This window comes from Sphingopyxis sp. EU05-FHT14B03 (assembly GCF_058790875.1).
The window spans coordinates 549,821-571,492 of the sequence record NZ_JBYTDC010000002.1; the positions used below are offsets into that span (position 1 = coordinate 549,821).

Annotated in this window: 22 protein-coding genes; 17 read left to right on the forward strand and 5 right to left on the reverse strand. The window is 65.5% G+C overall.

What is annotated here, in order from left to right:
• Nucleotides 1–35 precede the first annotated feature (35 nt).
• Nucleotides 36–1,685 carry an FAD-dependent oxidoreductase gene (locus AC3WS4_RS11765; RefSeq protein ID WP_492738534.1) on the forward strand — a complete coding sequence of 550 codons (1,650 nt, stop codon included), beginning with the start codon at nt 36–38 and terminating at the stop codon, nt 1,683–1,685.
• 71 nt (nt 1,686–1,756) lie between these two features.
• A complete protein-coding gene (locus AC3WS4_RS11770; protein ID WP_492738532.1) occupies nt 1,757–3,568 on the forward strand; it encodes a calcium-binding protein in 1,812 nt (603 codons plus the stop codon).
• Nucleotides 3,569–3,574: 6 nt separating this feature from the next.
• Here AC3WS4_RS11770 and AC3WS4_RS11775 read toward each other — a convergent pair whose 3' ends face one another.
• From AC3WS4_RS11775 to AC3WS4_RS11790, 4 genes are all read right to left on the reverse strand, one after another.
• Nucleotides 3,575–4,747, reverse strand: a complete 1,173-nt coding sequence (locus AC3WS4_RS11775; RefSeq protein ID WP_492738530.1) for a carboxynorspermidine decarboxylase — start codon at nt 4,745–4,747, stop codon at nt 3,575–3,577.
• Between the two features lie 16 nt (nt 4,748–4,763).
• Nucleotides 4,764–5,114: a DMT family protein gene (locus AC3WS4_RS11780; protein WP_492738528.1), complete on the reverse strand. Its 351-nt coding sequence runs from the start codon at nt 5,112–5,114 to the stop codon at nt 4,764–4,766.
• Nucleotides 5,111–6,208 (reverse strand): alpha/beta fold hydrolase, encoded by a 1,098-nt coding sequence (locus tag AC3WS4_RS11785; protein WP_492738525.1) that lies wholly within the window; start codon nt 6,206–6,208, stop codon nt 5,111–5,113. The genes AC3WS4_RS11780 and AC3WS4_RS11785 overlap by 4 nt, the downstream gene beginning before the upstream one ends.
• Nucleotides 6,209–6,315: 107 nt before the next feature.
• Nucleotides 6,316–7,524, reverse strand: coding sequence for a saccharopine dehydrogenase family protein (locus tag AC3WS4_RS11790; RefSeq protein WP_492738523.1), 1,209 nt, complete (start codon nt 7,522–7,524; stop codon nt 6,316–6,318).
• Nucleotides 7,525–7,586: 62 nt separating this feature from the next.
• On the opposite strand from AC3WS4_RS11790, the gene AC3WS4_RS11795 reads away from it, so the two are divergent.
• Both AC3WS4_RS11795 and AC3WS4_RS11800 read left to right on the forward strand, forming a co-directional pair.
• On the forward strand, nt 7,587–8,579 hold the full coding sequence (locus AC3WS4_RS11795; RefSeq protein ID WP_492738521.1) for a threonine ammonia-lyase: 993 nt from the start codon (nt 7,587–7,589) through the stop codon (nt 8,577–8,579).
• Nucleotides 8,580–8,617: 38 nt separating this feature from the next.
• On the forward strand, nt 8,618–9,067 hold the full coding sequence (locus tag AC3WS4_RS11800) for a hypothetical protein (protein WP_492742796.1): 450 nt from the start codon (nt 8,618–8,620) through the stop codon (nt 9,065–9,067).
• Between the two features lie 128 nt (nt 9,068–9,195).
• Here AC3WS4_RS11800 and hmpA read toward each other — a convergent pair whose 3' ends face one another.
• The gene (gene hmpA / locus AC3WS4_RS11805) at nt 9,196–10,407 is read right to left on the reverse strand and encodes an NO-inducible flavohemoprotein (protein WP_492738517.1); all 1,212 of its coding nucleotides are present in this window, start codon (nt 10,405–10,407) and stop codon (nt 9,196–9,198) included.
• A gap of 133 nt (nt 10,408–10,540) precedes the next feature.
• Here hmpA and AC3WS4_RS11810 point away from each other — a divergent pair, with 133 nt between their 5' ends.
• The 13 genes from AC3WS4_RS11810 (at nt 10,541) to AC3WS4_RS11870 (ending at nt 21,638) form a co-directional block, all read left to right on the forward strand.
• Nucleotides 10,541–10,978 carry an RrF2 family transcriptional regulator gene (locus AC3WS4_RS11810; RefSeq protein WP_056347773.1) on the forward strand — a complete coding sequence of 146 codons (438 nt, stop codon included), beginning with the start codon at nt 10,541–10,543 and terminating at the stop codon, nt 10,976–10,978.
• Between the two features lie 437 nt (nt 10,979–11,415).
• On the forward strand, nt 11,416–11,547 hold the full coding sequence (locus AC3WS4_RS11815; RefSeq protein WP_492738515.1) for a hypothetical protein: 132 nt from the start codon (nt 11,416–11,418) through the stop codon (nt 11,545–11,547).
• Between the two features lie 14 nt (nt 11,548–11,561).
• A complete protein-coding gene (locus AC3WS4_RS11820; protein ID WP_492738513.1) occupies nt 11,562–12,758 on the forward strand; it encodes an NnrS family protein in 1,197 nt (398 codons plus the stop codon).
• Between the two features lie 98 nt (nt 12,759–12,856).
• Nucleotides 12,857–13,546: a Crp/Fnr family transcriptional regulator gene (locus AC3WS4_RS11825; protein WP_492738511.1), complete on the forward strand. Its 690-nt coding sequence runs from the start codon at nt 12,857–12,859 to the stop codon at nt 13,544–13,546.
• 153 nt (nt 13,547–13,699) lie between these two features.
• A complete protein-coding gene (gene ccoN / locus AC3WS4_RS11830) occupies nt 13,700–15,358 on the forward strand; it encodes a cytochrome-c oxidase, cbb3-type subunit I (protein WP_492739172.1) in 1,659 nt (552 codons plus the stop codon).
• Between the two features lie 13 nt (nt 15,359–15,371).
• Nucleotides 15,372–16,148 (forward strand): cytochrome-c oxidase, cbb3-type subunit II, encoded by a 777-nt coding sequence (ccoO, locus tag AC3WS4_RS11835; RefSeq protein ID WP_056347766.1) that lies wholly within the window; start codon nt 15,372–15,374, stop codon nt 16,146–16,148.
• The gene (locus AC3WS4_RS11840) at nt 16,145–16,309 is read left to right on the forward strand and encodes a cbb3-type cytochrome c oxidase subunit 3 (RefSeq protein WP_056347764.1); all 165 of its coding nucleotides are present in this window, start codon (nt 16,145–16,147) and stop codon (nt 16,307–16,309) included. The genes ccoO and AC3WS4_RS11840 overlap by 4 nt, the downstream gene beginning before the upstream one ends.
• Entirely contained in the window at nt 16,296–17,234 is a 939-nt protein-coding gene (gene ccoP, locus AC3WS4_RS11845; protein WP_492738508.1) for a cytochrome-c oxidase, cbb3-type subunit III, read from the forward strand. The genes AC3WS4_RS11840 and ccoP overlap by 14 nt, the downstream gene beginning before the upstream one ends.
• Nucleotides 17,221–18,678: a cytochrome c oxidase accessory protein CcoG gene (ccoG, locus tag AC3WS4_RS11850; protein ID WP_492738506.1), complete on the forward strand. Its 1,458-nt coding sequence runs from the start codon at nt 17,221–17,223 to the stop codon at nt 18,676–18,678. The genes ccoP and ccoG overlap by 14 nt, the downstream gene beginning before the upstream one ends.
• Nucleotides 18,675–19,145: a FixH family protein gene (locus tag AC3WS4_RS11855; RefSeq protein ID WP_056347758.1), complete on the forward strand. Its 471-nt coding sequence runs from the start codon at nt 18,675–18,677 to the stop codon at nt 19,143–19,145. The genes ccoG and AC3WS4_RS11855 overlap by 4 nt, the downstream gene beginning before the upstream one ends.
• Entirely contained in the window at nt 19,142–21,262 is a 2,121-nt protein-coding gene (locus tag AC3WS4_RS11860; RefSeq protein WP_492738504.1) for a heavy metal translocating P-type ATPase, read from the forward strand. The genes AC3WS4_RS11855 and AC3WS4_RS11860 overlap by 4 nt, the downstream gene beginning before the upstream one ends.
• Nucleotides 21,259–21,414 carry a cbb3-type cytochrome oxidase assembly protein CcoS gene (gene ccoS / locus AC3WS4_RS11865; RefSeq protein WP_056347754.1) on the forward strand — a complete coding sequence of 52 codons (156 nt, stop codon included), beginning with the start codon at nt 21,259–21,261 and terminating at the stop codon, nt 21,412–21,414. Before AC3WS4_RS11860 ends, ccoS begins: the two co-directional genes overlap by 4 nt.
• Nucleotides 21,411–21,638 (forward strand): hypothetical protein, encoded by a 228-nt coding sequence (locus tag AC3WS4_RS11870; RefSeq protein ID WP_187141567.1) that lies wholly within the window; start codon nt 21,411–21,413, stop codon nt 21,636–21,638. The genes ccoS and AC3WS4_RS11870 overlap by 4 nt, the downstream gene beginning before the upstream one ends.
• The last annotated feature ends 34 nt before the right edge of the window (nt 21,639–21,672 follow it).

Here is a 21,672-nt window from a genome sequence, read left to right on the forward strand (position 1 = left end):
TGCGGGCATCTTCTCCCGCCGAAGGACCGCGCCGCATGACCGCACCCGCCGACGTCAATCACACCTTTCCCGATGCCGAGATCGACGAACTGCTCGCGTTCGGCACGGTCGAATCGCACAAAGCGGGCGATCTGATCCTCGCCGAAGGGACGATGGCGCCCGACTGTATCCTCACCCTGTCGGGACACACCGACATCTTCGCGACGACCGACGAGGGGCCCAAGCGCGTCGGCTGGATGGAGCGCGGGCAGTTTGCGGGCGACCTGTCGGTGCTGACCGGACAACGCCATTCGTCGCGGATCGAAATGGGCGCCGACGGCGATATTCTGCGGATCGCGCACGCCGATTTCCAGCGGCTGATCGCGGGCAACAGCCATTTCTCCGACGTCTTCGTGCGCGTCTTTGCGGCGCGGCGGGAGTTCGGCAACAGCCGCGGTTTCGCGGCGATCATCGTGATCGGCGCGGCGATGGACCGCGGCGTCTATGCGCTGCGTGACCTGTTGATGAAACATGGCGTCGCGCATCGCTGGTTCGACCCTGCCGACGGGCCGGTCGCGGGCCATCTGATGGCCGAGCGCGGACTGACCGACGAACAATTGCCGCTGGTGATCCTGGGGGCGACCGAGCCGCTTGTGCAGCCGACCCCCGAGAGCCTCGCGGTGGCGCTCGGGCTCGACCTGCTGCCCGACGGCGCGACCGCTGACGTGCTGGTCGTGGGCAGCGGGCCGGGCGGGCTGGCGGCCGCGGTCTATGCCGCGTCCGAAGGGCTGACGGTGATCGCGCTCGATTCGCTCGCGCCCGGCGGACAGGCCGGCACCTCGTCGAAGATCGAGAATTATCTCGGCTTTCCGACCGGCATTTCGGGCAACGAATTGGCGCGGCGGGCGACGGTGCAGGCGCAGAAATTCGGCGCGCGGCTGGTGTCGCCAGTGCGCGCGGCGTCGATCGGGCGCGACGGCGACGCCTATTGCCTGCACCTCGTCGACGGCCGCAAGCTGCGCAGCCGCGCGGTGGTGGTCGCGAGCGGGGCGCAGTATCAGCGCCTACCGATCGAGGGCATCGAGGCCTATGAAGGCCGCGGCATCTATTATGGCGCGACCCCGATGGAGGCGCAGCTGTGCGGCAATGCCGAGGTCACCGTCGTCGGGTCGGGCAATTCGGCGGGGCAGGGGGCGATCTATCTCGCGAGCGTCGCGAAGAAGGTTTACGTCATTTTCCGCCGCAAGAGCCTGCGCGAGACGATGTCCGAATATCTGGTCAAACGGCTCGAGGAACATCCGAACATCGAAATCATCGGGTCGACCGATGTCGTGGCGTTGCACGGCGAGGATCGCCTGGGCGGCCTGACCTATCGCTGCCGCGAGACGGGCGCCGAGGATCATTGCGATTGCGGCTTCCTGTTCCTGTTCCTCGGCGCGACCCCGAACACGGGCTGGCTGCCCAAGGAAATGGTGTGCGACGATCGCGGCTTCGTGAAGACCGGCACCGACATCGCGCCGATCGAACTGGTCAGGGCCGGCTGGGCGCTCGACCGCATGCCGAGCCGTTACGAGACGAGCTGGCCGCGCATCTATGCGATCGGCGACGTTCGCAAGGGATCGGTCAAGCGCGTCGCTTCGTCGGTCGGCGAGGGATCGGTGGTGGTCAGCGATATCCACCAGGCGCTGGCGGAGGTCGCATCCTGATTTTGTGATGGAAAGCGCGGGTATCGTTCGATAACCTTCTGTTATCCATAAGAGTCGGTGAGGAGAGCATCATGGCGTTCATTCCTGGCGGTCCGGGAGACGATATCCTTCCGGGCACCCCCGATGCGGACGTGATCGAGGGTTGTGACGGCAACGACCGGATCAACGCCGGCGAGGGCGATGATGTCGTCAAGGGCGGCCGCGGCAATGACGTGATCGACGGCGGGGGCGGCAACGACACGCTCTATGGCAATGGCGGCAGCGATACGCTCATCGGCCGCGACGGCAACGACATCATCTATGCCGGCGGCGGCGCCGACACGGTTCAGGGCGGCGACGGCGACGACAGCATCTATGATATCGACTCCCCGGCGTCGCCCGGCAGCGGCGGCGGCGTCGACCGGTTCGACGGCGGCGCGGGCAACGACAGTTTCTTCATCGATCGCGCGACCCCGTCGACGCTTTCGGAACGCATTACCATCTTCGCCGACCCCAGTCCGACGGAGATCGGCAACGACCTCGTCGATTATCGCAACGCGCATAACGACATCGCGACGATCAGGCTCGAGGGCGGCGCGGACACCTTCATCCTGCGCGACAGTGGCGGCGGGCGGGTCGATCTCGACCTCGGCGCGGGGCCCGAACAGGATAAGATCATCTTCATGGATACGACGCCGGGCGTGGCGGGTCAGGCGGGGCTGGTCGTTTCGGACTTCGGCACGGTGGCGCGGCAATCGTCGCTGACCGGGCTGGACGTCGTCGACCTGTCGCCGCTGCTGTCGTCGCTCACCAACTGGGACGGGGCCAACCCCTTCCTGACCGGGCATTTCCGGCTCGTCGAATCGACGCAAGGGACCGTCCTGCTGCAGGCCGATTTCGATGGGGCGGGTCCCGGGGGCTATACGACGCTGATCCAGTTCAAGCCGCTAAGCCTGTTCGCCTCCGACCATCTGCGCGTTTCGGACTTCGGCGAGGCCAATTTCATCAACATCCCGCTGGGCGGGGTGACGCGCGTCGGCGGTCCCGGCGACGACATCCTGAACGGCAGCGCGTTCGACGACGATCTGACGGGTGCGGGCGGCGATGACGAGCTCTACGGCTTCGCTGATGACGATGTGCTGTACGGCAATGAGGGCAACGACCTGCTCGACGGCGGCGCGGGGGCCGACACGATGACCGGCGGCATCGGTGGCGATGTCTATATCGTCGATAACCCGCTCGACGTCATCGTCGAAGGGACGGGCGGCGGCATCGATCGGGTCGTCTCATCGATTGACTACACGCTCGGCGCCAATCTCGAGGATCTCGACCTCAGGGGCGGGGCGGGGCTGGCGGTGACCGGCATCGGAAACAATGCCGACAACAACATCCAGGGCAACGGCCGGAACAATTCGCTGATCGGCGGCGCGGGCAACGACCTGCTCGCCGGTGGCGAGGGCAACGACACGCTGAATGGCGGCGGCGGCAACGATGCGCTGCTCGGAAACGAAGGAAACGATGTGCTCAATGGCGGCCCCGGGCTTGACCTGCTCGATGGCGGCGCGGGCGCCGACCGCTATGTCTTCATTCCGTCGGGAGTGAGCACGACGCAGATCGACCGTGTCTATTTCTCTACGCCCGATGGCGACGTCATCGACCTCAGCCTGATCGACGCGGTCACCGGCGGCGGCGACAGTGCGTTCAGCTTCATCGGCACGAACGCGTTCAGCGGCGTCGCGGGCGAGCTCCGCTACGAATTTATGGGGACCTGGGACGAGGGCGCGCGGTCGGGAACGACCTATCACGTAAGCGGCGACATCAATGGCGATGGCGTCGCCGATTTCATGATCGATGTCTCCATGTTGGGAACGGCACCGCTCGGCGCCAGCGACTTCATCCTCTAAGAGGCGTCAGCTCAGCCGCGTCTTGAAATCCGCATAATCGAATTCGCGGATCAGCGTCAGCTCGTCGCTCTCGCTGTCCCACAGCCAGATCGACGGCAGCGGGACGCCGTTGAACGTGTTCGTCTTGACCATCGAATAATGCGCCTGGTCGAGAAAGGCGAAGCGCTGGCCGACCGCCGCGCCGCCGGGCAGGCGATAGTCGCCGATCACGTCGCCCGCTAGGCACGAAGGGCCGCCGAGCCGGGTCGGCGCGCCGTCTGTTCCCTCGCCCAACATCGCGGGGCGGTACGGCGCCTCGATGACGTCGGGCATGTGGCAGGTCGCGCTGATGTCGGTGATCCCGATGTTCATGCCATTGTCGAACAGGTCGAGCACCTCGCCGATCAGGATCCCGGCGTCGAGCGCGACCGCCTCGCCGGGCTCGATCATCACGTCGCAGCCGGTGGCCTCGTGCACGCCCTTAAGGAAGGCGATCAGGTCGTCGACCTGATAGTCGGCGCGGGTGACATGATGGCCGCCGCCGAAGTTGATCCATTTGAGCTGGCCGAAAAAGGGCGCGAGCGCGGGCTCGACTGCGGCCCAGGTGCGCGCGAGCGGCGGGAAATCCTGTTCGCACAACACGTGCATATGGATGCCGTCGATGCCGTCCATATGCTCGGGGTGGAGCTGGTCGATCGGGAAGCCGAGCCGGCTGCACGGCGCGGCGGGGTCATATTTCGCGACCTCGCCCTCGCTGTGCAGCGGGTTGATGCGCAGGCCGACGTCAAAACGCTCGCCCGCCATGCGCGCGGCTTCGAGCAAGGGGCGGAAACGGGCGTGCTGGCCGGGCGAGTTGAAGATCAGATGGTCCGACAGGCGGCAGATTTCGGGCAGATCCTCGGCCTTGTAGGCGGCGCAATAGGTCGCGACTTCACCGCCATATTCCTCGCGCCCCAGCCGCGCCTCGTAGAGCCCCGAGGCGCAGACGCCGTCGAGCGCGCCCGCGACGGTCGATCCGAGCGACCACATCGAAAACGCCTTGAGCGCCGCGAGTACGCGGGCGCCCGACGCGTCGCCGATATGGCGCAGGACCGCTAGGTTGGCGCGAACCTTGGCCGCATCGACGACGAAAGCGGGCGAGGGAACGCGGGTAAGGTCGAACTGCGCAAAGGCTCCGGGATCGCCGGCTCTGGTTTCCATGGGTCGAATGTTCCTGTCAGGCCGCGATCGGCCCCTTGAAGATGAAGAAGGCGCCGCCGGCGATGAGCAGGAAGCCGACGAGATGGTTGATCGTCAGCTTCTCGCCGAGCCAGAAAACGGCGAAGCCCGCGAAGACGATCAAGGTAATCACCTCCTGCATCGTCTTCAACTCGGCGGTCGAATAGACGCTGTGGCCGATGCGGTTGGCGGGGACGGCGAGGCAATATTCGAAAAAGGCGATGCCCCACGCGAGCAGGATCGCGAGCCATAGCGGGCGCGAGACGTCGCCGAGATGCCCGTACCAGGCAACCGTCATGAAGATGTTCGAGATAACGAGCAGACCGATCGGCGCAAGATAAGCGGTCATTTCTTGTCTTTCGGCTCTTTGGTGAGGGGCAGCACGTCGCGGAGCAGCGCGGCGAAGAAATGCCCCGGCTCCTCGACCATCGGCATATGCGCCGAATGTTCGAGCCAGACGAGCGTCTTCGACGGCGCCTTGACCTTGGCGAACCAGTCGGCGGCGACCGGCGAGGGGACGGTATAGTCGTGGCGGCCGAGCAGGAAGACGATCGGCACGTCCATCTTCCTCACCGGCCGGAAGCTGACGTCGGCGAGGCGCGGCCAGAGTGTCGTCACCGAAAATTCGCTGCCCTTGCCCCAGGCTTGCCGGTCGGCCTCGCTATATTCGGGCGAGAGGCGCGGCGTCTGGAAATACCAGGTCAGGTCGGGCTTGTTATAGATCAGCGAGCCATAGGGGATCGCATATTTGCGCCACCCGTCGGCCTTGGCGATGGTGAAGTCGCCCGCCGGATAGGGCGCGAGCGCGTCGATCGCGGCCACAGCCTCGGCGTTTCCGGCCGCGGCCGCCTTGGCGCGGGTCCATGCCATGCCGACCTTTTCGCCCTCGCGGAAATCGATGCCCTGACCAACCCCGACATAAGCGTAGAGCAGGTCGGGACGCTTCACCGCGACCGACAGGCCAACGATCGAGCCCCAGCTGTGGCCGAGCAGGACGACCTTGCGCTTGGCGTAGCGTTTCTGGAGCAGTTCGATGAGTTCGATGGCGTCGTCGCGGTAGCGCTCGACCGTCATCGTCGGCGCGAGCGTCGCGGGGTCGTTGAGCGGATAGGAGCGCCCGGCGCCGCGCTGGTCGTACTGGACGACGGTGAAGACATCCTCCCACGGACGCTGGAACGCCCAGGCAAAAGGCATTTCGACCGCGCCGGGGCCGCCATGAACGAAGATCAGGATCGGGTTGTCGCGGTCGGCGCCGCGCACATTGACGACCTGCCGCGCGCCGCCGAGGGTGACCTCGAAGGTATCCTGCACGCCGTTCGGGGTGACGATCTTGCCGATATCGGCGACGATCGCGCGGACGGGTGCGTAGGCGTCGTCGGGTTGCGCGGCGGCGGGGGTCGCGAGGGCGGCGAGCAGGGCAAACGCTGCAGTAAGAATTTTCATCGAAAACAGCCCTTCGTCATCCCCGCGAAAGCGGGGACCCAGTTCTGCCGTCGCTACTGGGTTCCCGCTTTCGCGGGAATGACAAAAGTGGGTTGGAATCGCAGCGATCAGAAATCCAGCGGCCCGTCCAGTTCCTTCACCTGCCAGGGCAGGCCATGATTGTTCAGCATGTCCATGAAGGGATCGGGATCGAACTGCTCCATGTTGAACACCCCGGTGCCTTCCCAGGCGCCCGTCACCATCATCGCGGCGCCGATCATCGCGGGCACGCCGGTGGTATAGCTCACCGCCTGATTGCCGGTCTCGGCATAAGCGTCCTCATGGTCGCAGATATTGTAGAGATAGAGCGTTTTTTCCTTACCGTCCTTGCCCAGACCGGTGGCGATCACGCCGATGTTGGTCTTGCCCTTGGTGGTCTCGCCGAGGCTCGACGGTTCGGGGAGCACCGCTTTCAGAAATTGCAGCGGGACGATCTCGCGGCCCTCGTAGATCACCGGATCAATCCGCGTCATGCCGACATTCTGCAGCACGGTGAGGTGGGTGATATAGGCCTCGCCGAAGGTCATCCAGAAACGGATGCGCTTGATCTCGGGGATGTGCGTTTTCAGGCTTTCGATCTCCTCATGATACATGAGGTACATCGTCTTTTCGCCCACCGCCTCGAAGTCGAACGTCTGTTTTACCGACATCGGCGGGGTTTCGACCCAGTCGCCATTTTCCCAGTGGCGCGCGACCGCGGTCACTTCGCGGATATTGATCTCGGGATTGAAGTTGGTCGCGAAATGCTGGCCATGGTCGCCGCCATTGCAGTCGAGGATGTCGAGCGTGTCGATGCGGTCGAAATGATGCTTCTTGAGCCAGGTCGTGAAGACGCTCGTCACGCCGGGGTCGAAGCCCGAGCCGAGCAGCGCCATCAGCCCGGCGTCCTTGAAGCGGTCCTGATACGCCCATTGCCAGTGATATTCGAACTTAGCCTCGTCGCGCGGTTCGTAGTTCGCGGTGTCCATATAATGGGCGCCGGTCGACAGGCACGCCTCCATGATGGTGAGGTCCTGGTAGGGAAGCGCGAGATTGACGACATGCGTCGCGCCGACCTGGCGGATCAGCGCCGCGGTCGCGTCGATATGGTCGGCGTCGACCTCGGCGGTGTCGATGGTGACGCCGGTACGCGCCTTCACCGATTCGGCGATCGCGTCGCATTTGAACTTGCGGCGGCTCGCCAGCGTGATGTGCGGAAAGATGTCGGGGTTCATCGCCATCTTGTGCACCGCGACCGAACCGACGCCGCCTGCGCCGATCACCAAAACCTTGCTCATGAAAATCTCCTGCGCCTGTCTATGCGGCTTGTCTTGTATGACCGGCCCTATAGGACGAAGCGATGACACAGCAAAGCCCCGAACCCCTGCTCGATCCGGCGCGCGCGCCAAGCCTCGCTGGGGTCGAACGCGCCGCGGCGAAAGTCGCTGCATTGCTGCCGCGAACGCCGTTGCTGCCGCTCGAGGTCGACGGCGTCACGATCTGGTGCAAGGCCGAATGCCTGCAGCCCGTCGGCGCCTTCAAGATTCGCGGCGCCTGGCACCGGCTGTCCGACCTGACCCCTGAGCAGGCCGGCGCGGGCGTCGTCGGCGTGTCGAGCGGCAATCATGCGCAGGGCGTCGCCTGGGCGGCCAAACGGCTGGGCATCAAGGCGACGATCGTGATGCCGAGCAACGCGCCCGCGATGAAGCTGGCGGCGACGCGCGCGCTGGGGGCAGAGGTGGTGCTCTATGACCGCGTAACGGAATCGCGCGACGCGGTGGCGACGAAGCTGCTCGACGAACGCGGCGGGACGCTGGTGCATGCCTATGGCGATCCTTGGATCATCGAAGGGCAGGGGACCGCGGGGATCGAGGCGCGCGCGCAGATGGCGGAGCGTGGGATCGATGGCCCGGACAAGGTGATCGCCTGTTGCGGTGGCGGCGGCCTGTCGGCGGGGCTGGCGCTCGCCTGTCCCGAGGCCGAGGTGATCGCGGTCGAGCCCGAGGGTTGGGACGATGTGACGCGCAGCCTGGCGGCGGGCAAGATATTGTCGGTCGAGGACCTGGCCTATCCCACCGAATGCGACGCGCTGCAGACGCCCGAGACCTGGCCGATCAACTTCGCGGTGTTGCAGGCGCGCGGGGTACGCGGCGTCGTGGTGACGCGCGAGGAAGTGCGCCATGCGATACGTATGGCATTCGAGAAATTGCATCTCGTCGTCGAGCCCGGTGGCGCGGCGGCGCTTGCGGCGGTACTCGCGGGCAAGGTGTCGCCGGGCAAGGCGACGCTGGTCACCCTGTCGGGGGGCAATGTCGACCCGCAGAAATATGCGGAAATTTTGGCCGGATATTAATCGGCCCCGGTGCGTTGTAAGGGCAAAGGAGATATATGATGCAGAAGAGCATGATCCTGTTCGGAGCCACCGCGATGGTGTTGCTGGCCGGCTGCGAAAAGGCCGAGGCCCCAGCGCCCGCGCCGACCGAAACCACGGTGGTACCGGACGAAACCGTTCCCGCCGAAGACGCGACCGATCCCGAAGCCGACCCCGCGACCGCGCCGCACCGCTTCGCGAGTTGGGCCGGAAAATGGACGGGGGTCGAGGGCATGTTCGTGACGATCACCCCCGGCGAACCCGGCAAATACGAGCTGGAGATGCAGTCGGACCTCGACACCAAGGGGACCTATGACGGCAACGACAGCGAGCATGGCATCAAGTTCAAGCGCGGCAACGAGGAATTGAGCCTGCGCCGCGGCAATGGTGACGAAACCGGACTGAAATGGCTGGCGGGCAAGAAGGAATGCCTGATCGTCAAGGACGGCGAAGGCTATTGCCGGGATTGACCTAGCCGTCATCCCGGCCTTCGCTGGGGCACCCACGCTACTGCTCCACGCGATTAGCGATTTGAGGCCGCGTGCCATTAGAAGAATTGGCGACTTTGCCGGCCCTCAGATCTTTCGCCAGTTCCTCCTCAGGCGGCGAGCAGTTCGTCGGCCGGACCGAAAAACTCGTAGTGAATACGGTCGGACGGCACACCGGCGAGCGACAGGGCGGCCACCGCGGCGCGCAGGAAGGGGCGCGGGCCGCAGATATAATAGTCCGCCTCGCCCACTGGGGTGTTTGCGACCAGCCATTCTTCGGTGATCAGACCGGCATGGTCATAGTCGCGGCCCGCCACCTCATCGGCCAGCGGCGTCTGGTGGAAGTCGATGACGCGAACCGCACGCCCCTTCGCCGCCAGCGCGCGGACATGATCGCGCATCGCGTGGGTGTCGCGATCGTGCGTGCCATGAATATACTGGACGGGGACATCGCCGCCGCCCTCGATGAGCGCCTCCAGCATCGACACCATCGGCGTCAGGCCGACGCCGCCCGACAGCAGGACGACGGGGCGCTGCGGCGACTGGCCCAGGAAAAACTCGCCAGCGGGCGCCGCGACTTTCAGGATCGTGCCGACATCGACGCTGTCGTGAAGCCAGCCCGATGCAAGACCCTGCGGCTCGCGCTTCACCGAGATGCGATAGGTTTCCCCATTGGGTGCGGCCGAGATCGAATAGTTGCGTTTGACCGGCGGATGTCCGGGAATCTCGAACCAGAAGGTCAGATACTGACCCGGCTTGAAGGCCATGGCCGCGCCGCCATCGGCGGGGCGCAAGGTGAAGGATTTGATCACGCTGCTCTCTCGCGTCACCGTCTCGACACGGAAATCGCGCCAGCCGTTCCAGCCTCCGGTCGTCGCCTTCTGCTCGCCATAGACCCGGGCCTCGCGCGCGATCAGGATGTTGGCGAGGAACCAATAGGCTTCCCCCCAGGCGGCCAGGATTTCGTCGGTTGCCGCGTCGCCGAGTACGGCCTTGATCGCGCCGAGCAGCGCGTCGCCGACATGCGGATAATGTTCAGGCAGGATCTGAAGCCCGACATGCTTCTGGGCGATGCGCTCGACGGCGGGCGCGAGCGCCGCCAGATTGTCGATGTTGCCGGCATAGGCGAGGATGGCCCCGGTCAGGGCGCGCGGCTGCGATCCCGTATCCCCATGATGCGACTGGTTGAACAGGTCGCGGATCTCGGGGTTTTCGAACATGCGCGCATACATTTCGTGGACGATGTCGAGACCATGCGCTTCGAGCGCCGGGACGGTGGCTTTGACAAGCGCGATGGTGCGATCGCTGAGCGGCTGTGACATGGGATCTCCTGTGGATATGGGAAAAGCGGCCCGACTCGATTAAACATGTATTAATCACGCATGTATGGCGATCGATTGAAGCATGCAATAGAAATGCATATTATTGGCGACGAGCCGGTGAAAGGAATGTGCGATGCGCCTGACGCGCTACTCCGACTATGCGATCCGGGTGCTGCTCTATCTGGGTAGTCAGCCCGACGACCGGCTGTCTTCGATCGGCGATATCGCGCGAAGCTATGGCATTTCGCAGAATCATCTGATGAAGGTCGTCAACGATCTGGTGAACGCCGGTTATCTGGAAAGCGTGCGTGGGCGTTTCGGGGGCATCCGTCTCGCCCGCGCACCCGAGGCGATCAACATCGGGGACGTCGTACGCCATACCGAGGATGGCTTTGACCTGGTCGATTGCGCGAACTGTATCATTGCTCCGGCGTGCGGGCTGACGGGGGTGCTGCACGAAGCGCTGGCGGCGTTCATGCAAGTCCTCGACCGCTACACACTCGCCGATCTCCGAGCCAACCGGGCTGGCCTATGGACGATTCTGGAGACAAAGAGCGCAATCCCGGATTGAGCCGGCCCAATCCTGTGGGGTCAGGCAGATGGCTGGCCAAGGGTCAGGACACATCAGACAGCGCCAGACGATGACGGTTGCGACGAGAGCGATGGCGGAGAAATAGGCTCTATTCAGGCTCCTCGCAGCGAGCCTGAATCACCGCCATCAACGTAAATCAATGGGTCCTGACCCTGGGCGTCACCGAACCGGATGCGGAGAAGTTTGATCCAGCGCAAATTCATTGGCGGCTACTCTGCTATCTCGGAGAGCGGGAAGGCGAGGCAAACCCATGGAGGATAGACGATGTTCTGCCCGGAATGCGGCGAAGTGATCGGATCGGGGCCGCTCGACGTGCGGCGTGCGCGCCACTCTGGCCGCGACGGCGTCGGCGTCGCGAAAGCCGTCGGCCAATGGTTTCGCATTCTCCTGCGCTCTCTCCGTCGAGACGGCTGAGCATGGCGCCGCACCATTGCCGGCCCGGCGCGGGTGGCGATCCGGCGATGGCCACCGCGGCGCTTGCCTGCACCTCCGCTTTCGAGGCGAACCATGTGGTGGCGCGCGCCGGTCAGTCGATCGCGCCGGAATGACCATAGGCGCCAACGTGACGGAGGCGGCCGGCGGATCGGGAGCCAGGGCGCCGCTCTGGCTTCAGGGCGGCTATCGCCTGCTCTTCGCCTGCGGTGCGTTGTGGGCGGCGCTCGTCGTGATTCTGTGGGTTGGCGCCTTCGGTGGTCGCTGGACGCTCCCGACCGCGATGGCGCCGCTCGCCTGGCATCAGCACGAGATGCTGTTCGGCTATCTGGGCGCGATCATCGGCGGCTTCGTCAGCGCCGCCATACCCAACTGGACGGGGCGCCCGACGGTGACCGGGTGGCGCATCGCCGCAGTGGTCGGCCTGTGGCTGGCGGCGCGGCTGGCAATCCTCTTTTCGGCGACGGTGCCGCCGCTGATCGGCGCAGCGCTCGACAGCCTCTATCTCCTTATCCTCCTCGCCTATGCGGCGCGCGAGATTTTCGCCTCGGGCAATCGCAACAAGCCGATCCTGATCATCCTCTTTCTGTTCGCCGCCGCCTCGGCGCTCGATCACGCCGCGATGATGGGTGCGCTCGCCGATCCGATGCTTGGGATGCATATGGGCTTTGCGCTGGTCCTGCTGTTGATCGCGCTGATCGGGGGGCGCATCATCCCCGCCTTCACACGCAACTGGCTGGTACGGCAGGGCGCCACTGAAAGCCTGCCGACCATGCCGAACCGTTTCGACATGATCGCGATGGGAACGACCGCGCTCGCGCTCGCGGCGTGGGTCGCCGGCCCGGCAAGCCCCGTCGCGGCAGGATTGCTGATCGTCGCGGGCGGGCTTCAGGCAGTCCGCCTCACGCGCTGGGCCGGGTTGAAGGCGTTGCGCGACCCGATCGTCTTTGTCCTTCATCTTTCCTATGCTTGGTTGCCGGTTGGGCTGATCTTGCTGGGGAGCGCGATGCTATATCCGCTCCTGCCCGTGTCGAGCGCCGTCCACGCGCTCGGCGCCGGGGCGATGGGGACGATGACGCTGGCGGTGATGACGCGCGCGACGCGGGGGCACACCGGTCGCCCGCTCGTGGCCGACCGCGCGACCGTCCTCATCTATGTTCTGATCCATTCGGGCACGCTGCTGCGCGTGATCGCGCCGTTGCTGCCGTTCGAATATTTGCGGGTCATCGCGCTCGCGGGCGCGCTGTGGGCGGCGGCGTTCCTGCTGTTCCTGATCGCCTATTTCCCGATGGCGGTGCGGCCGGTTTCCGGCGCCCATCTGGCATGATCGACGCACCCGTCACGGGTGGGCGCCGGACGCGCATGGCGATGGCGGTAAACCCATCGTCCCTTCCCACGACTACCGTAGTCGACTACGGGGGAGGGGTGATCGACTGTACCACCTGCGTCGTCCGCAACCGGGCAATTTGCGCAAGCCTCGACGCCGACGAACTGGCGCTGCTCAGCAAGCTGGGTCGGCGCCAGCGCGTGAAGGCGGGCCATACCTTGTTGTGGGAGGGCGATGATGCACCCGTCGTGGCCAATGTCCTCGACGGCGTGCTGAAACTGGTCGTCGCGTCCGCTGACGGCCGCGAACAGATCGTCGGCGTCGTTTTTCCGTCGGATTTCATCGGCCGCCCGTTCGGCAAGGAAAGCCCGTACAGCGCCACCGCGATGACCGATGCCGAGGTTTGCATCTTCAATCGCAAGAGTTTCGACGATTTCGCCTGTGCGCACCCCGATTTGCAACACAAGCTGCTGCGCCGCACGCTCGACGAACTGGACCGCGCGCGGCATTGGATGATGCTGCTCGGCCGCAAATCAGCCGAAGAGAAGGTCGCGTCCTTCCTGCTCGAAATGTCCGAGCGCTTGTCGGGGCAAGGGTGCGGCGGCGGCGCGCGGAGCAGTTTTGAGCTTCCGTTCGGCCGCCAGCAGATCGCCGACATATTGGGGCTGACGATCGAGACGACGAGCCGTCAGCTCACCCGGATGCGCGCCGCGGGCCTGCTCGACCTGCCGTCGCGCCGCGAGATCGTCATTATCGACCGTGCGGCGATTGAGACCCTCGCGGGCTGACCGCCCGCGCATGGTCTTTTTCTGGGGCAAATCGCCCCGTTGATGCGCCGCAACATTTTTCGTTGATCCAGGTCAATGTTCGGTGGCGCTCGCACCGCCATGGACGATCGTGAACGCGCGCGATGGAGCCGCGCCGAACAGGGATTCGCGATGATGGACGATCTGGTTTTCAAGGCTGGCGGCTGGCTGGCGCTCGCGCTGCTGGCGCTGGTCTTCGCGGCGCTGGCTGTCGACGCGCCCTTTGCGGTTCATATGATCATCATCGCGATCACCTGCATGATCGCGCTGTGGTTTCGCATTTCTCGCGCCGATTATGCGGGGATGGCGCGCGGGCTGCTGAAGATGCCCGCGGACGAAGGCGTCTATGACGACGATCCGGTGCGCTGGGGCGTCATCGCTACCATCTTCTGGGGCGTCGCGGGGCTGGCGGTCGGCCTCTATATCGCGTTGCAGCTCGCCTTTCCGGCGCTCAATCTTGGGATCGAATATACCAGCTTCGGGCGGCTGCGCCCGCTCCACACGTCGGCGGTCGTCTTCGCCTTTGGCGGCAATGCCTTGATCGCGACGAGCTTTTATGTCGTGCAGCGCACCTGCCGCGCGCGGCTCGCCTTTCCCGGCGCCGCGCGCTTCGTCTTCTGGGGTTACCAGCTCTTTCTGGTTCTTGCCGCCACCGGCTATGTCATGGGCGTCACCGAGGCGCGCGAATATGCCGAGCCCGAGTGGTATGTCGACCTGTGGCTGACGATCGTCTGGATCGTCTATTTCATCGTCTTCGTCGGCACGATCGTCAGACGCCGCGAGCCGCATATCTATGTCGCCAACTGGTTCTATTTGAGCTTCATCGTCACCATCGCGATGTTGCACATCGTCAACAATCTTTCGATTCCGGTGACGATTTTCGGGTCAAAAAGCTATTCGGCTTTTGCGGGGGTGCAGGATGCGCTGACGCAGTGGTGGTACGGGCATAATGCGGTCGCCTTTTTCCTGACCGTGCCTTTCCTCGCGATGATGTATTATTTCGTTCCCAAGCAGGCGGAACGGCCGATCTACAGCTATCGCCTGTCGATCCTGCATTTCTGGTCGCTGATCTTCCTCTATATCTGGGCCGGGCCGCACCACCTCCATTACACGGCGCTGCCCGACTGGGCGCAGACGTTGGGCATGGTGTTTTCGGTCGTCCTGTGGATGCCGAGTTGGGGCGGCATGATCAACGGGCTGATGACGCTGAATGGCGCGTGGGACAAGATCCGTACCGACCCGATCATCCGCATGATGGTCGTCGCGCTTGCCTTCTATGGCATGGCGACGTTCGAGGGGCCGATGCTGTCGGTGAAGGCGTTCAACAGTTTGAGCCACTATACCGAATGGACGATCGCGCACGTTCACGCCGGGGCGCTCGGCTGGAACGGCATGATCACCTTTGCCGCGGTCTATTATCTGGTGCCGCGCCTGTGGGGACGCCCGCGCCTCTATTCGCTGCGCATGGTCAACTGGCACTTCTGGCTCGCGACGCTGGGGATCGTCTTTTACGCCGCCTCGATGTGGGTGGCGGGGATCATGCAGGGGCTGATGTGGCGCGAATATGGGGCCGACGGCTACCTCGTCTACAGCTTTGCCGAGACCGTTGCGGCGATGCACCCGATGTATCTGATCCGGGCCGCGGGCGGAGCGATGTATCTCGCCGGCTTCCTGCTGATGGTCTTCAACGTCTGGGCGACGCTTGCGGGCAGGGTCCGCGAGGAAAAACCGATGACCGAAACGCCGTACAACGCCGCCGCGGACCGTCCGCTGGCGCCCGTTCCCGCCGAATAAGGAGCCAAGGCAAATGGCGATCCAACCCGCCGAAAAACGCTTCAGTCACAAGAAGCTCGAACGCAACGTCAGCCTGCTCGGCTTCTTTTCGCTGATCGCCGTTGCGATCGGCGGCATCGTCGAGATCGCGCCCCTGTTCTGGATCGACAACACGATCGAGAAGGTCGACGGGATGCGTCCTTACACCCCGCTCGAGCTTGCCGGGCGCAACATCTATATGCGTGAAGGCTGTTACACCTGTCACAGCCAGATGATCCGCCCGTTCCGCGACGAGGTCGAACGCTATGGCCATTACAGTCTGGCGGCCGAGAGCATGTACGACCATCCGTTCCAGTGGGGGTCGAAGCGGACCGGGCCGGACCTTGCCCGCGTCGGCGGTCGTTATTCGGACGAATGGCACAAGGCGCATCTGATCGACCCGCGCAGCGTCGTCCCCGAATCGATCATGCCCGGTTATGCCTTCCTCGCCGAGCGCGATCTTGCCCCGGGCGACATGAAGCGCGACCTGACCGCGCTCACCCGCGTCGGCGTTCCGTATACGAAGCAGGACATTGCCAAGGCGAACGACGACATCCGCGCGCAGGCCGATCCCGACGCGGGGGCCGGTGACCTCGTCAAACGCTATCCGAAGGCGCAGGTGCGCGATTTCGACGGCGACCCCGCCCAGGTGACCGAAATGGATGCGCTGATCGCCTATCTCCAGATGCTCGGCACGTTGGTCGATGTCGAAAAGGCGGCGCCGCAGGAACAGGCGCACGCGCCTGCCGCGGCTTCGGGAGCGGCGCGATGAGTTATGACGAGGTGCGGCATTTCGCCGACAGCTGGGGCCTGATCGTCATGGTGGCGATGTTCCTCCTCTTCATCGCCTGGCCGTTTCGCAAGGGCGCCCGCCGTCACCATGACGAAGCGGCAAATATGATCTTCAAGGACGACGAGCATGGCCGATCATAAGCGTATCGACGAAGTGACCGGCACGCACACGTCGGGTCACGAATGGGACGGCATCGAGGAACTCGACACGCCGATGCCGCGCTGGTGGCTGTGGTCGCTCTATGCGACGATCGTCTGGGGCATCGTCTATGTCATCCTCTATCCCGCCTGGCCGATGATCCATGGCGCGACCGAGGGTGTGCTCGGCTGGAGCAGTCGCGGCCAGCTCGAACAGGAGATGCAGGCCGACGCGGCGCGCCGCGCCCCGGTGATGAACGCGATCGCCGCGACCTCGATCGCCGACCTGCCCGCAAAACCCGAACTGATGCAGGCGGCGGTGCAGGGCGGGGCGGCCGCCTTTCGTGTCCATTGCGTCCAATGCCACGGCGCGGGCGGCGCGGGGGTGAAGAAGCTCTATCCCAGCCTGACCGACGACGACTGGCTGTGGGGCGGCGATCTTGCGACGATCGAATATACGATCACCCATGGCATCAGGAATCCCGATCACAAGGCGACGCGGACCAGCCAGATGCCCGCCTTCGGACGCGACGGCATCCTCGAGCCAACGCAGATCGCCGATGTGGTGAGCTTTGTCCGCACGATCAGCCATCAGGAAAAGCGGAGCGCATCGTCAGCGCGCGGCGCGGTGCTGTTCGAGGCGAATTGCGCGGTATGCCATGGCCCGACCGGCAACGGCGGGCGCGAGGTCGGCGCGCCGAAGCTGAACGATGCGATTTGGCTCTATGGCGGCGACCGCGCCAGCATCACTGCGACGGTGACTCAGCCGCGCAACGGCGTGATGCCGCGCTGGAACAGCCGGCTCGACCCGGGGACGATCAAGATGCTCGCCGCTTATGTCTATTCGCTCGGCGGCGGCGAAAAGGCGCCGGCGCCGGCCTTGGCCGCCGCCGCGGCGGAAGGACTGGGAGCTGATGGCCAGCCCTGACGACCTGACCGGCGAGCATGGATCGCTCTATGCGGCGCGCAAGGGCGTCTACCCCAAGAAGGTGGACGGCCCTTTCCGGCGTTTCAAATGGGGGATCATGGCGGTCACGCTGGCGATCTATTACGGAACGCCATGGATCCGCTGGGATCGCGGCCCCCATGCGCCCGACCAGGCTGTGCTCGTCGATCTGGCGAACCGGCGCTTCTACATGTTCCAGATCGAGATCTGGCCGCATGAATTCTATTATGTCGCGGGCCTGCTCATCATGGCGGGGATCGGGCTGTTCCTCGTCACCAGTGCGGTCGGGCGCGCGTGGTGCGGTTATGCCTGTCCACAGACGGTGTGGACCGACCTGTTCCAGCATGTCGACCGGCTGATCGACGGCGACCGCAACGCGCAGATCCGCCTCGCAAACGCTCCATGGACGGCCGAGAAGATCTTCAAGCGGGCGCTGAAATATGCGGTCTATCTGACCGTCGCATTCTGGACCGGCGGTGCGTGGATCATGTATTTCGCCGACGCGCCGACGCTGACGCATGATTTCTGGACCGGGCAAGCCGCGCCGGTCGCCTATGTCACGGTGGCGGTGCTGACCGCGACGACCTTTGTCCTCGGCGGCTTCCTGCGCGAACAGGTGTGCATTTATATGTGCCCCTGGCCGCGCATCCAGACCGCGATGATGGACGAAAAATCGCTGCTGGTGACCTATAAGGACTGGCGCGGCGAGCCGCGCGCCAGCGTCAAGAAGGCCGAGAAGGACCCCGGCGCCTTTGGCGACTGTGTCGATTGCAACCAGTGCGTCGCGGTCTGCCCGACCGGCATCGACATTCGCGAGGGGCCGCAGATCGGCTGCATCACCTGCGCGCTGTGCATCGACGCCTGCGACAGCGTGATGGCGCAGGTCGGCCGACCGCGCGGCCTGATCGACTATTGCACGCTCGACGACGCCGCGACCGAAAAGGCGGGCGGGGTCGCGCCGCCGATCCGCAAGACGCTCTTCCGTCCGCGGACGCTACTGTATTTCGGCCTGTGGGGCGCGATTGGCCTCGCGATGCTCTTCACCCTCGGCCAGCGCACCCGTCTCGATCTTGCCGTCCAGCACGAGCGCAGCCCGCTCTATGTTCAGCTTTCCGACGGCGCGATCCGCAACAATTACACGCTCAAGCTGCGCAACATGGAACTCCGCCCGCGCACGATCGAGGTCACGCTGAGCGGCCTGCCCAGTGCGCGGCTGTGGATCGAAGGCGGCGCGCGCGAGACCGCGCGGCAGAGCCTGCGCATGTCGCTCGCGCCTGACCGCGTGACGAGCGCGCGGCTGTTTATCGTCGCTCCCGGCGCGGGCCCGGCGCGGCAGGAATTCACGATCACGGTGCGCGCGCTCGACGACGATCCGCGCGGCGACAGCGAGACCATCCAGTTCGACCGGCCGGGGACCGAACCATGACCGACAAGCGCGAACGAAAGCCCTTCACCGGGCGCCATGCGGCGATCATCCTGATCGCCTTCTTCGGCGTCGTCATCAGCGTCAATATCGTGATGGCGAGCTTTGCGCTGTCGACCTTTGGCGGCACCGTGGTCGACAACAGCTATGTTGCGAGCCAACATTACAATGAATGGCTCGCGCGGGCCGCGGCGCAAGAGCGGCTCGGCTGGGACAAGAGCGTCACTGTCGACTCTGACCGGCATGTCCGGCTGATCGTCCGCAAGGACGGCGCGCCGCTGGACGGGCTGCGCATCGTTGCGACGCTCCGTCATCCGCTCGGTCAAGCGCCTGCGCGCGCGATGCGCTTCGTACCAGCTGCAGGCGGCGCTTTGCGTTCGGCCGAGGCCTTGCCAGCCGGGCGCTGGCAGATCGACCTGTCGGTGCATCACGGTGCCGACGAGGCGCGCTATCGGATCGATCTCCAATGACCGCGGTCGCGAACTCGTTGATCGAACGCGATTTCGCGGTGCCCGACATCCGCTGCGCGGGCTGCATCGCCAAGCTGGAGCAGGGGTTGGTGCGCGACCGGCGGATCGCCGCCGCGCGGGTCAATTTCACCGAAAAGCGCGTGCATCTGTCCTGCACCCCCGACGCCGAAACGCCCGAGTTGATCGGCGCCTTCTCGCGGCTCGGGTTCGAGGCGCATCCGATCGGCGACGGTCCGCCGGAGGCCGATCGCGGCGCCTCCGACAGCCGCGCGCTGCTGCGCGCGGTCGCGGTGTCGGGCTTCGCGATGATGAACATCATGCTGCTGTCGGTGTCGGTCTGGTCAGGCGCAAGCGGCGCGACTCGTGACCTGTTCCACTGGCTGTCGGCGGCGATCGCGCTGCCGACGGTCGCTTATGCCGGGCGGTCTTTCTTCCGTTCGGCGTGGCGCGCGGTTCGCCACGGCCGGACCAATATGGACGTGCCGATCAGCATCGGGGTGCTGATCGCGACCGCGCTCAGCCTGTACGAAACTGCGACGCACGGCCCGCACGCCTATTTCGACGGCGTCGTGATGCTGCTGTTCTTCTTGCTCTGCGGCCGCTGGCTCGACAGCGTGATGCGCGACCGCGCGCGGGGCGGGGTGACGGCGCTGCTCCGCAACATGGGCACCGGCGCGATGGTCGTCGACCCGGACGAAGCAAGCCGCTGGGTCGACGCCACTGCGATCGAACCCGGCTTGGTCATGCTGGTCGCCGCGGGCGAGCGGCTGGCGGCCGACGGCGTGATCGTCGGCGGTGCCAGCCAGATCGACCTGTCGCTGCTGACCGGCGAAAGCGCGCCGCGGGAGGTGCTGAGCGGCGATCCCGTTCACGCCGGGACGCTGAATATCGAAGCGCCGATCCGTGTCCTGGTCACCGCGGCGGGCGCCGACACCGCGATCGCCGACATTGCGCGTCTGATGGGCGAGGCGGCGCAGGGCAAGTCGCGTTATGTCCGCATCGCCGATCGCGCGGCGCGCTATTATGCGCCTGCGGTCCACACCCTGGCTTTGCTCGCTTTCGCCGGCTGGATGATCGCCGGGGCCGGCTGGCACCACAGCTTGCTGATTGCAGTCGCGGTGCTGATCATCACATGTCCCTGTGCGCTCGGCCTCGCGGTGCCTGCGGCGCAGATCGTCGCGGCGGGCGCGCTGATGCGGGTCGGGGTGCTGGTGAAGGACGGATCGGCGCTCGAACGGCTGGCCGAGGTCGATCGGGCGATGATCGACAAGACGGGAACGCTGACTCTCGGGCGACCGGTCGCGGCCAATCTCGATGCCGCCGACGCCACCGCCCGCGCGCTGCTGCTCGCGCTGGGGCGCGCCAGCCGTCATCCGCTCAGCGAGGCGCTGACCCGCGACCTGACGGCGGCGGGCGTGACGCCGCTTGCGGTCGAGGCGATCCGCGAAACCCCCGGCGCCGGGATCGAGGCGCGGTGGGGGACGCGCCGGGTGACGCTGGGTCGGCCCGCGCAGACCCTCGCCGACAGCGCGCTCGCGACCGAGCTGGCGATCGACGGCGTGCCGGCGATCATCGTCCGCTTCTCCGACACGCTTCGTCCCGACGCCCCCGACACCATCGCGGCGCTGCGGCGCGCCGACGTCGTGCCAACGATCTTGTCGGGCGATCGTGCCGCAGCTGTCGCGCCGGTGGCGCGCGCGCTCGGGCTGACCGCCCAGACCAGCATGAGCCCGCAGGACAAGCTCGCCGCCATCGCGCGGCAGGCCGCAATGGGACATAAGGTGTTGATGATCGGCGACGGGCTGAACGATGGTCCGGCGCTGGCCGCCGGTCATGCCTCGATCGCGCCGGCCTCGGCGAGCGATGCGGGCAAGAATGCCGCCGATTGCATCTTCCTTGGCGACCGGCTGATGCCGGTAATGCAGGCGATCCGGGTGGCGCGGCGGACGCAGGCGATCGTGCGACAGAATTTCGCGCTCGCGATCGGCTATAATGTCGTCGCGGTCCCGCTCGCTTTTCTCGGCTATGTAACACCGTTGGTCGCCGCCATCGCAATGTCGGGATCGTCGCTGATCGTCGTCGGCAATGCGCTGCGGTTGAAGGGCTCGGCGCGATGAACGGGCTGCTCGTCCTGATCCCGGTCGCACTCGGCCTCGGGCTCATAGGCCTCGCCGCTTTTTTCTGGTCGCTGCGCGGCGGGCAGTTCGACGATCTTGACGGCGCGGCGCTGCGCATCTTCGTCGAGGATGAGGAGAAGGACGTCCCATGATCGCGCGGTATTTCGTTCTGGCGTTGGCCGCGGCGGTGCTGATGCAGCCGCCCGGTGCAGCCGAAGCGCGCGTCCTGACCGTTCCCTCGTGCGGCGGCGCGGCGCACCGGATGATCGTACCGGGCGATCCCGCCGACCCGAAACAGCGGCGCGACTGTGCCAAGGCCTGCCACATGATCGGCGAACGTCGCGGCAAGCGGGCGGGGTCGTTGGGCTGCTGCTGATTCCGGCGCCGTTGATCCCGATCAATGTCGTGGC

Bases quoted from the DNA above. Each gene is read 5' to 3' on its own strand.
- AC3WS4_RS11775 (WP_492738530.1), bottom strand. From the start codon at position 4,747: ATGGAAACCAGAGCCGGCGATCCCGGAGCCTTTGCGCAGTTCGACCTT.
- AC3WS4_RS11795 (WP_492738521.1), top strand. From the start codon at position 7,587: ATGACACAGCAAAGCCCCGAACCCCTGCTCGATCCGGCGCGCGCGCCA.
- AC3WS4_RS11840 (WP_056347764.1), top strand. From the start codon at position 16,145: ATGAGTTATGACGAGGTGCGGCATTTCGCCGACAGCTGGGGCCTGATC.
- AC3WS4_RS11870 (WP_187141567.1), top strand. From the start codon at position 21,411: ATGATCGCGCGGTATTTCGTTCTGGCGTTGGCCGCGGCGGTGCTGATG.
- AC3WS4_RS11860 (WP_492738504.1), top strand. From the start codon at position 19,142: ATGACCGCGGTCGCGAACTCGTTGATCGAACGCGATTTCGCGGTGCCC.
- AC3WS4_RS11810 (WP_056347773.1), top strand. From the start codon at position 10,541: ATGCGCCTGACGCGCTACTCCGACTATGCGATCCGGGTGCTGCTCTAT.
- AC3WS4_RS11785 (WP_492738525.1), bottom strand. From the start codon at position 6,208: ATGAAAATTCTTACTGCAGCGTTTGCCCTGCTCGCCGCCCTCGCGACC.
- ccoN (WP_492739172.1), top strand. From the start codon at position 13,700: ATGGACGATCTGGTTTTCAAGGCTGGCGGCTGGCTGGCGCTCGCGCTG.
- AC3WS4_RS11815 (WP_492738515.1), top strand. From the start codon at position 11,416: ATGGCGCCGCACCATTGCCGGCCCGGCGCGGGTGGCGATCCGGCGATG.
- AC3WS4_RS11770 (WP_492738532.1), top strand. From the start codon at position 1,757: ATGGCGTTCATTCCTGGCGGTCCGGGAGACGATATCCTTCCGGGCACC.
- AC3WS4_RS11790 (WP_492738523.1), bottom strand. From the start codon at position 7,524: ATGAGCAAGGTTTTGGTGATCGGCGCAGGCGGCGTCGGTTCGGTCGCG.
- AC3WS4_RS11765 (WP_492738534.1), top strand. From the start codon at position 36: ATGACCGCACCCGCCGACGTCAATCACACCTTTCCCGATGCCGAGATC.
- ccoG (WP_492738506.1), top strand. From the start codon at position 17,221: ATGGCCAGCCCTGACGACCTGACCGGCGAGCATGGATCGCTCTATGCG.
- ccoP (WP_492738508.1), top strand. From the start codon at position 16,296: ATGGCCGATCATAAGCGTATCGACGAAGTGACCGGCACGCACACGTCG.
- AC3WS4_RS11855 (WP_056347758.1), top strand. From the start codon at position 18,675: ATGACCGACAAGCGCGAACGAAAGCCCTTCACCGGGCGCCATGCGGCG.
- hmpA (WP_492738517.1), bottom strand. From the start codon at position 10,407: ATGTCACAGCCGCTCAGCGATCGCACCATCGCGCTTGTCAAAGCCACC.
- ccoS (WP_056347754.1), top strand. From the start codon at position 21,259: ATGAACGGGCTGCTCGTCCTGATCCCGGTCGCACTCGGCCTCGGGCTC.
- AC3WS4_RS11800 (WP_492742796.1), top strand. From the start codon at position 8,618: ATGCAGAAGAGCATGATCCTGTTCGGAGCCACCGCGATGGTGTTGCTG.
- ccoO (WP_056347766.1), top strand. From the start codon at position 15,372: ATGGCGATCCAACCCGCCGAAAAACGCTTCAGTCACAAGAAGCTCGAA.
- AC3WS4_RS11780 (WP_492738528.1), bottom strand. From the start codon at position 5,114: ATGACCGCTTATCTTGCGCCGATCGGTCTGCTCGTTATCTCGAACATC.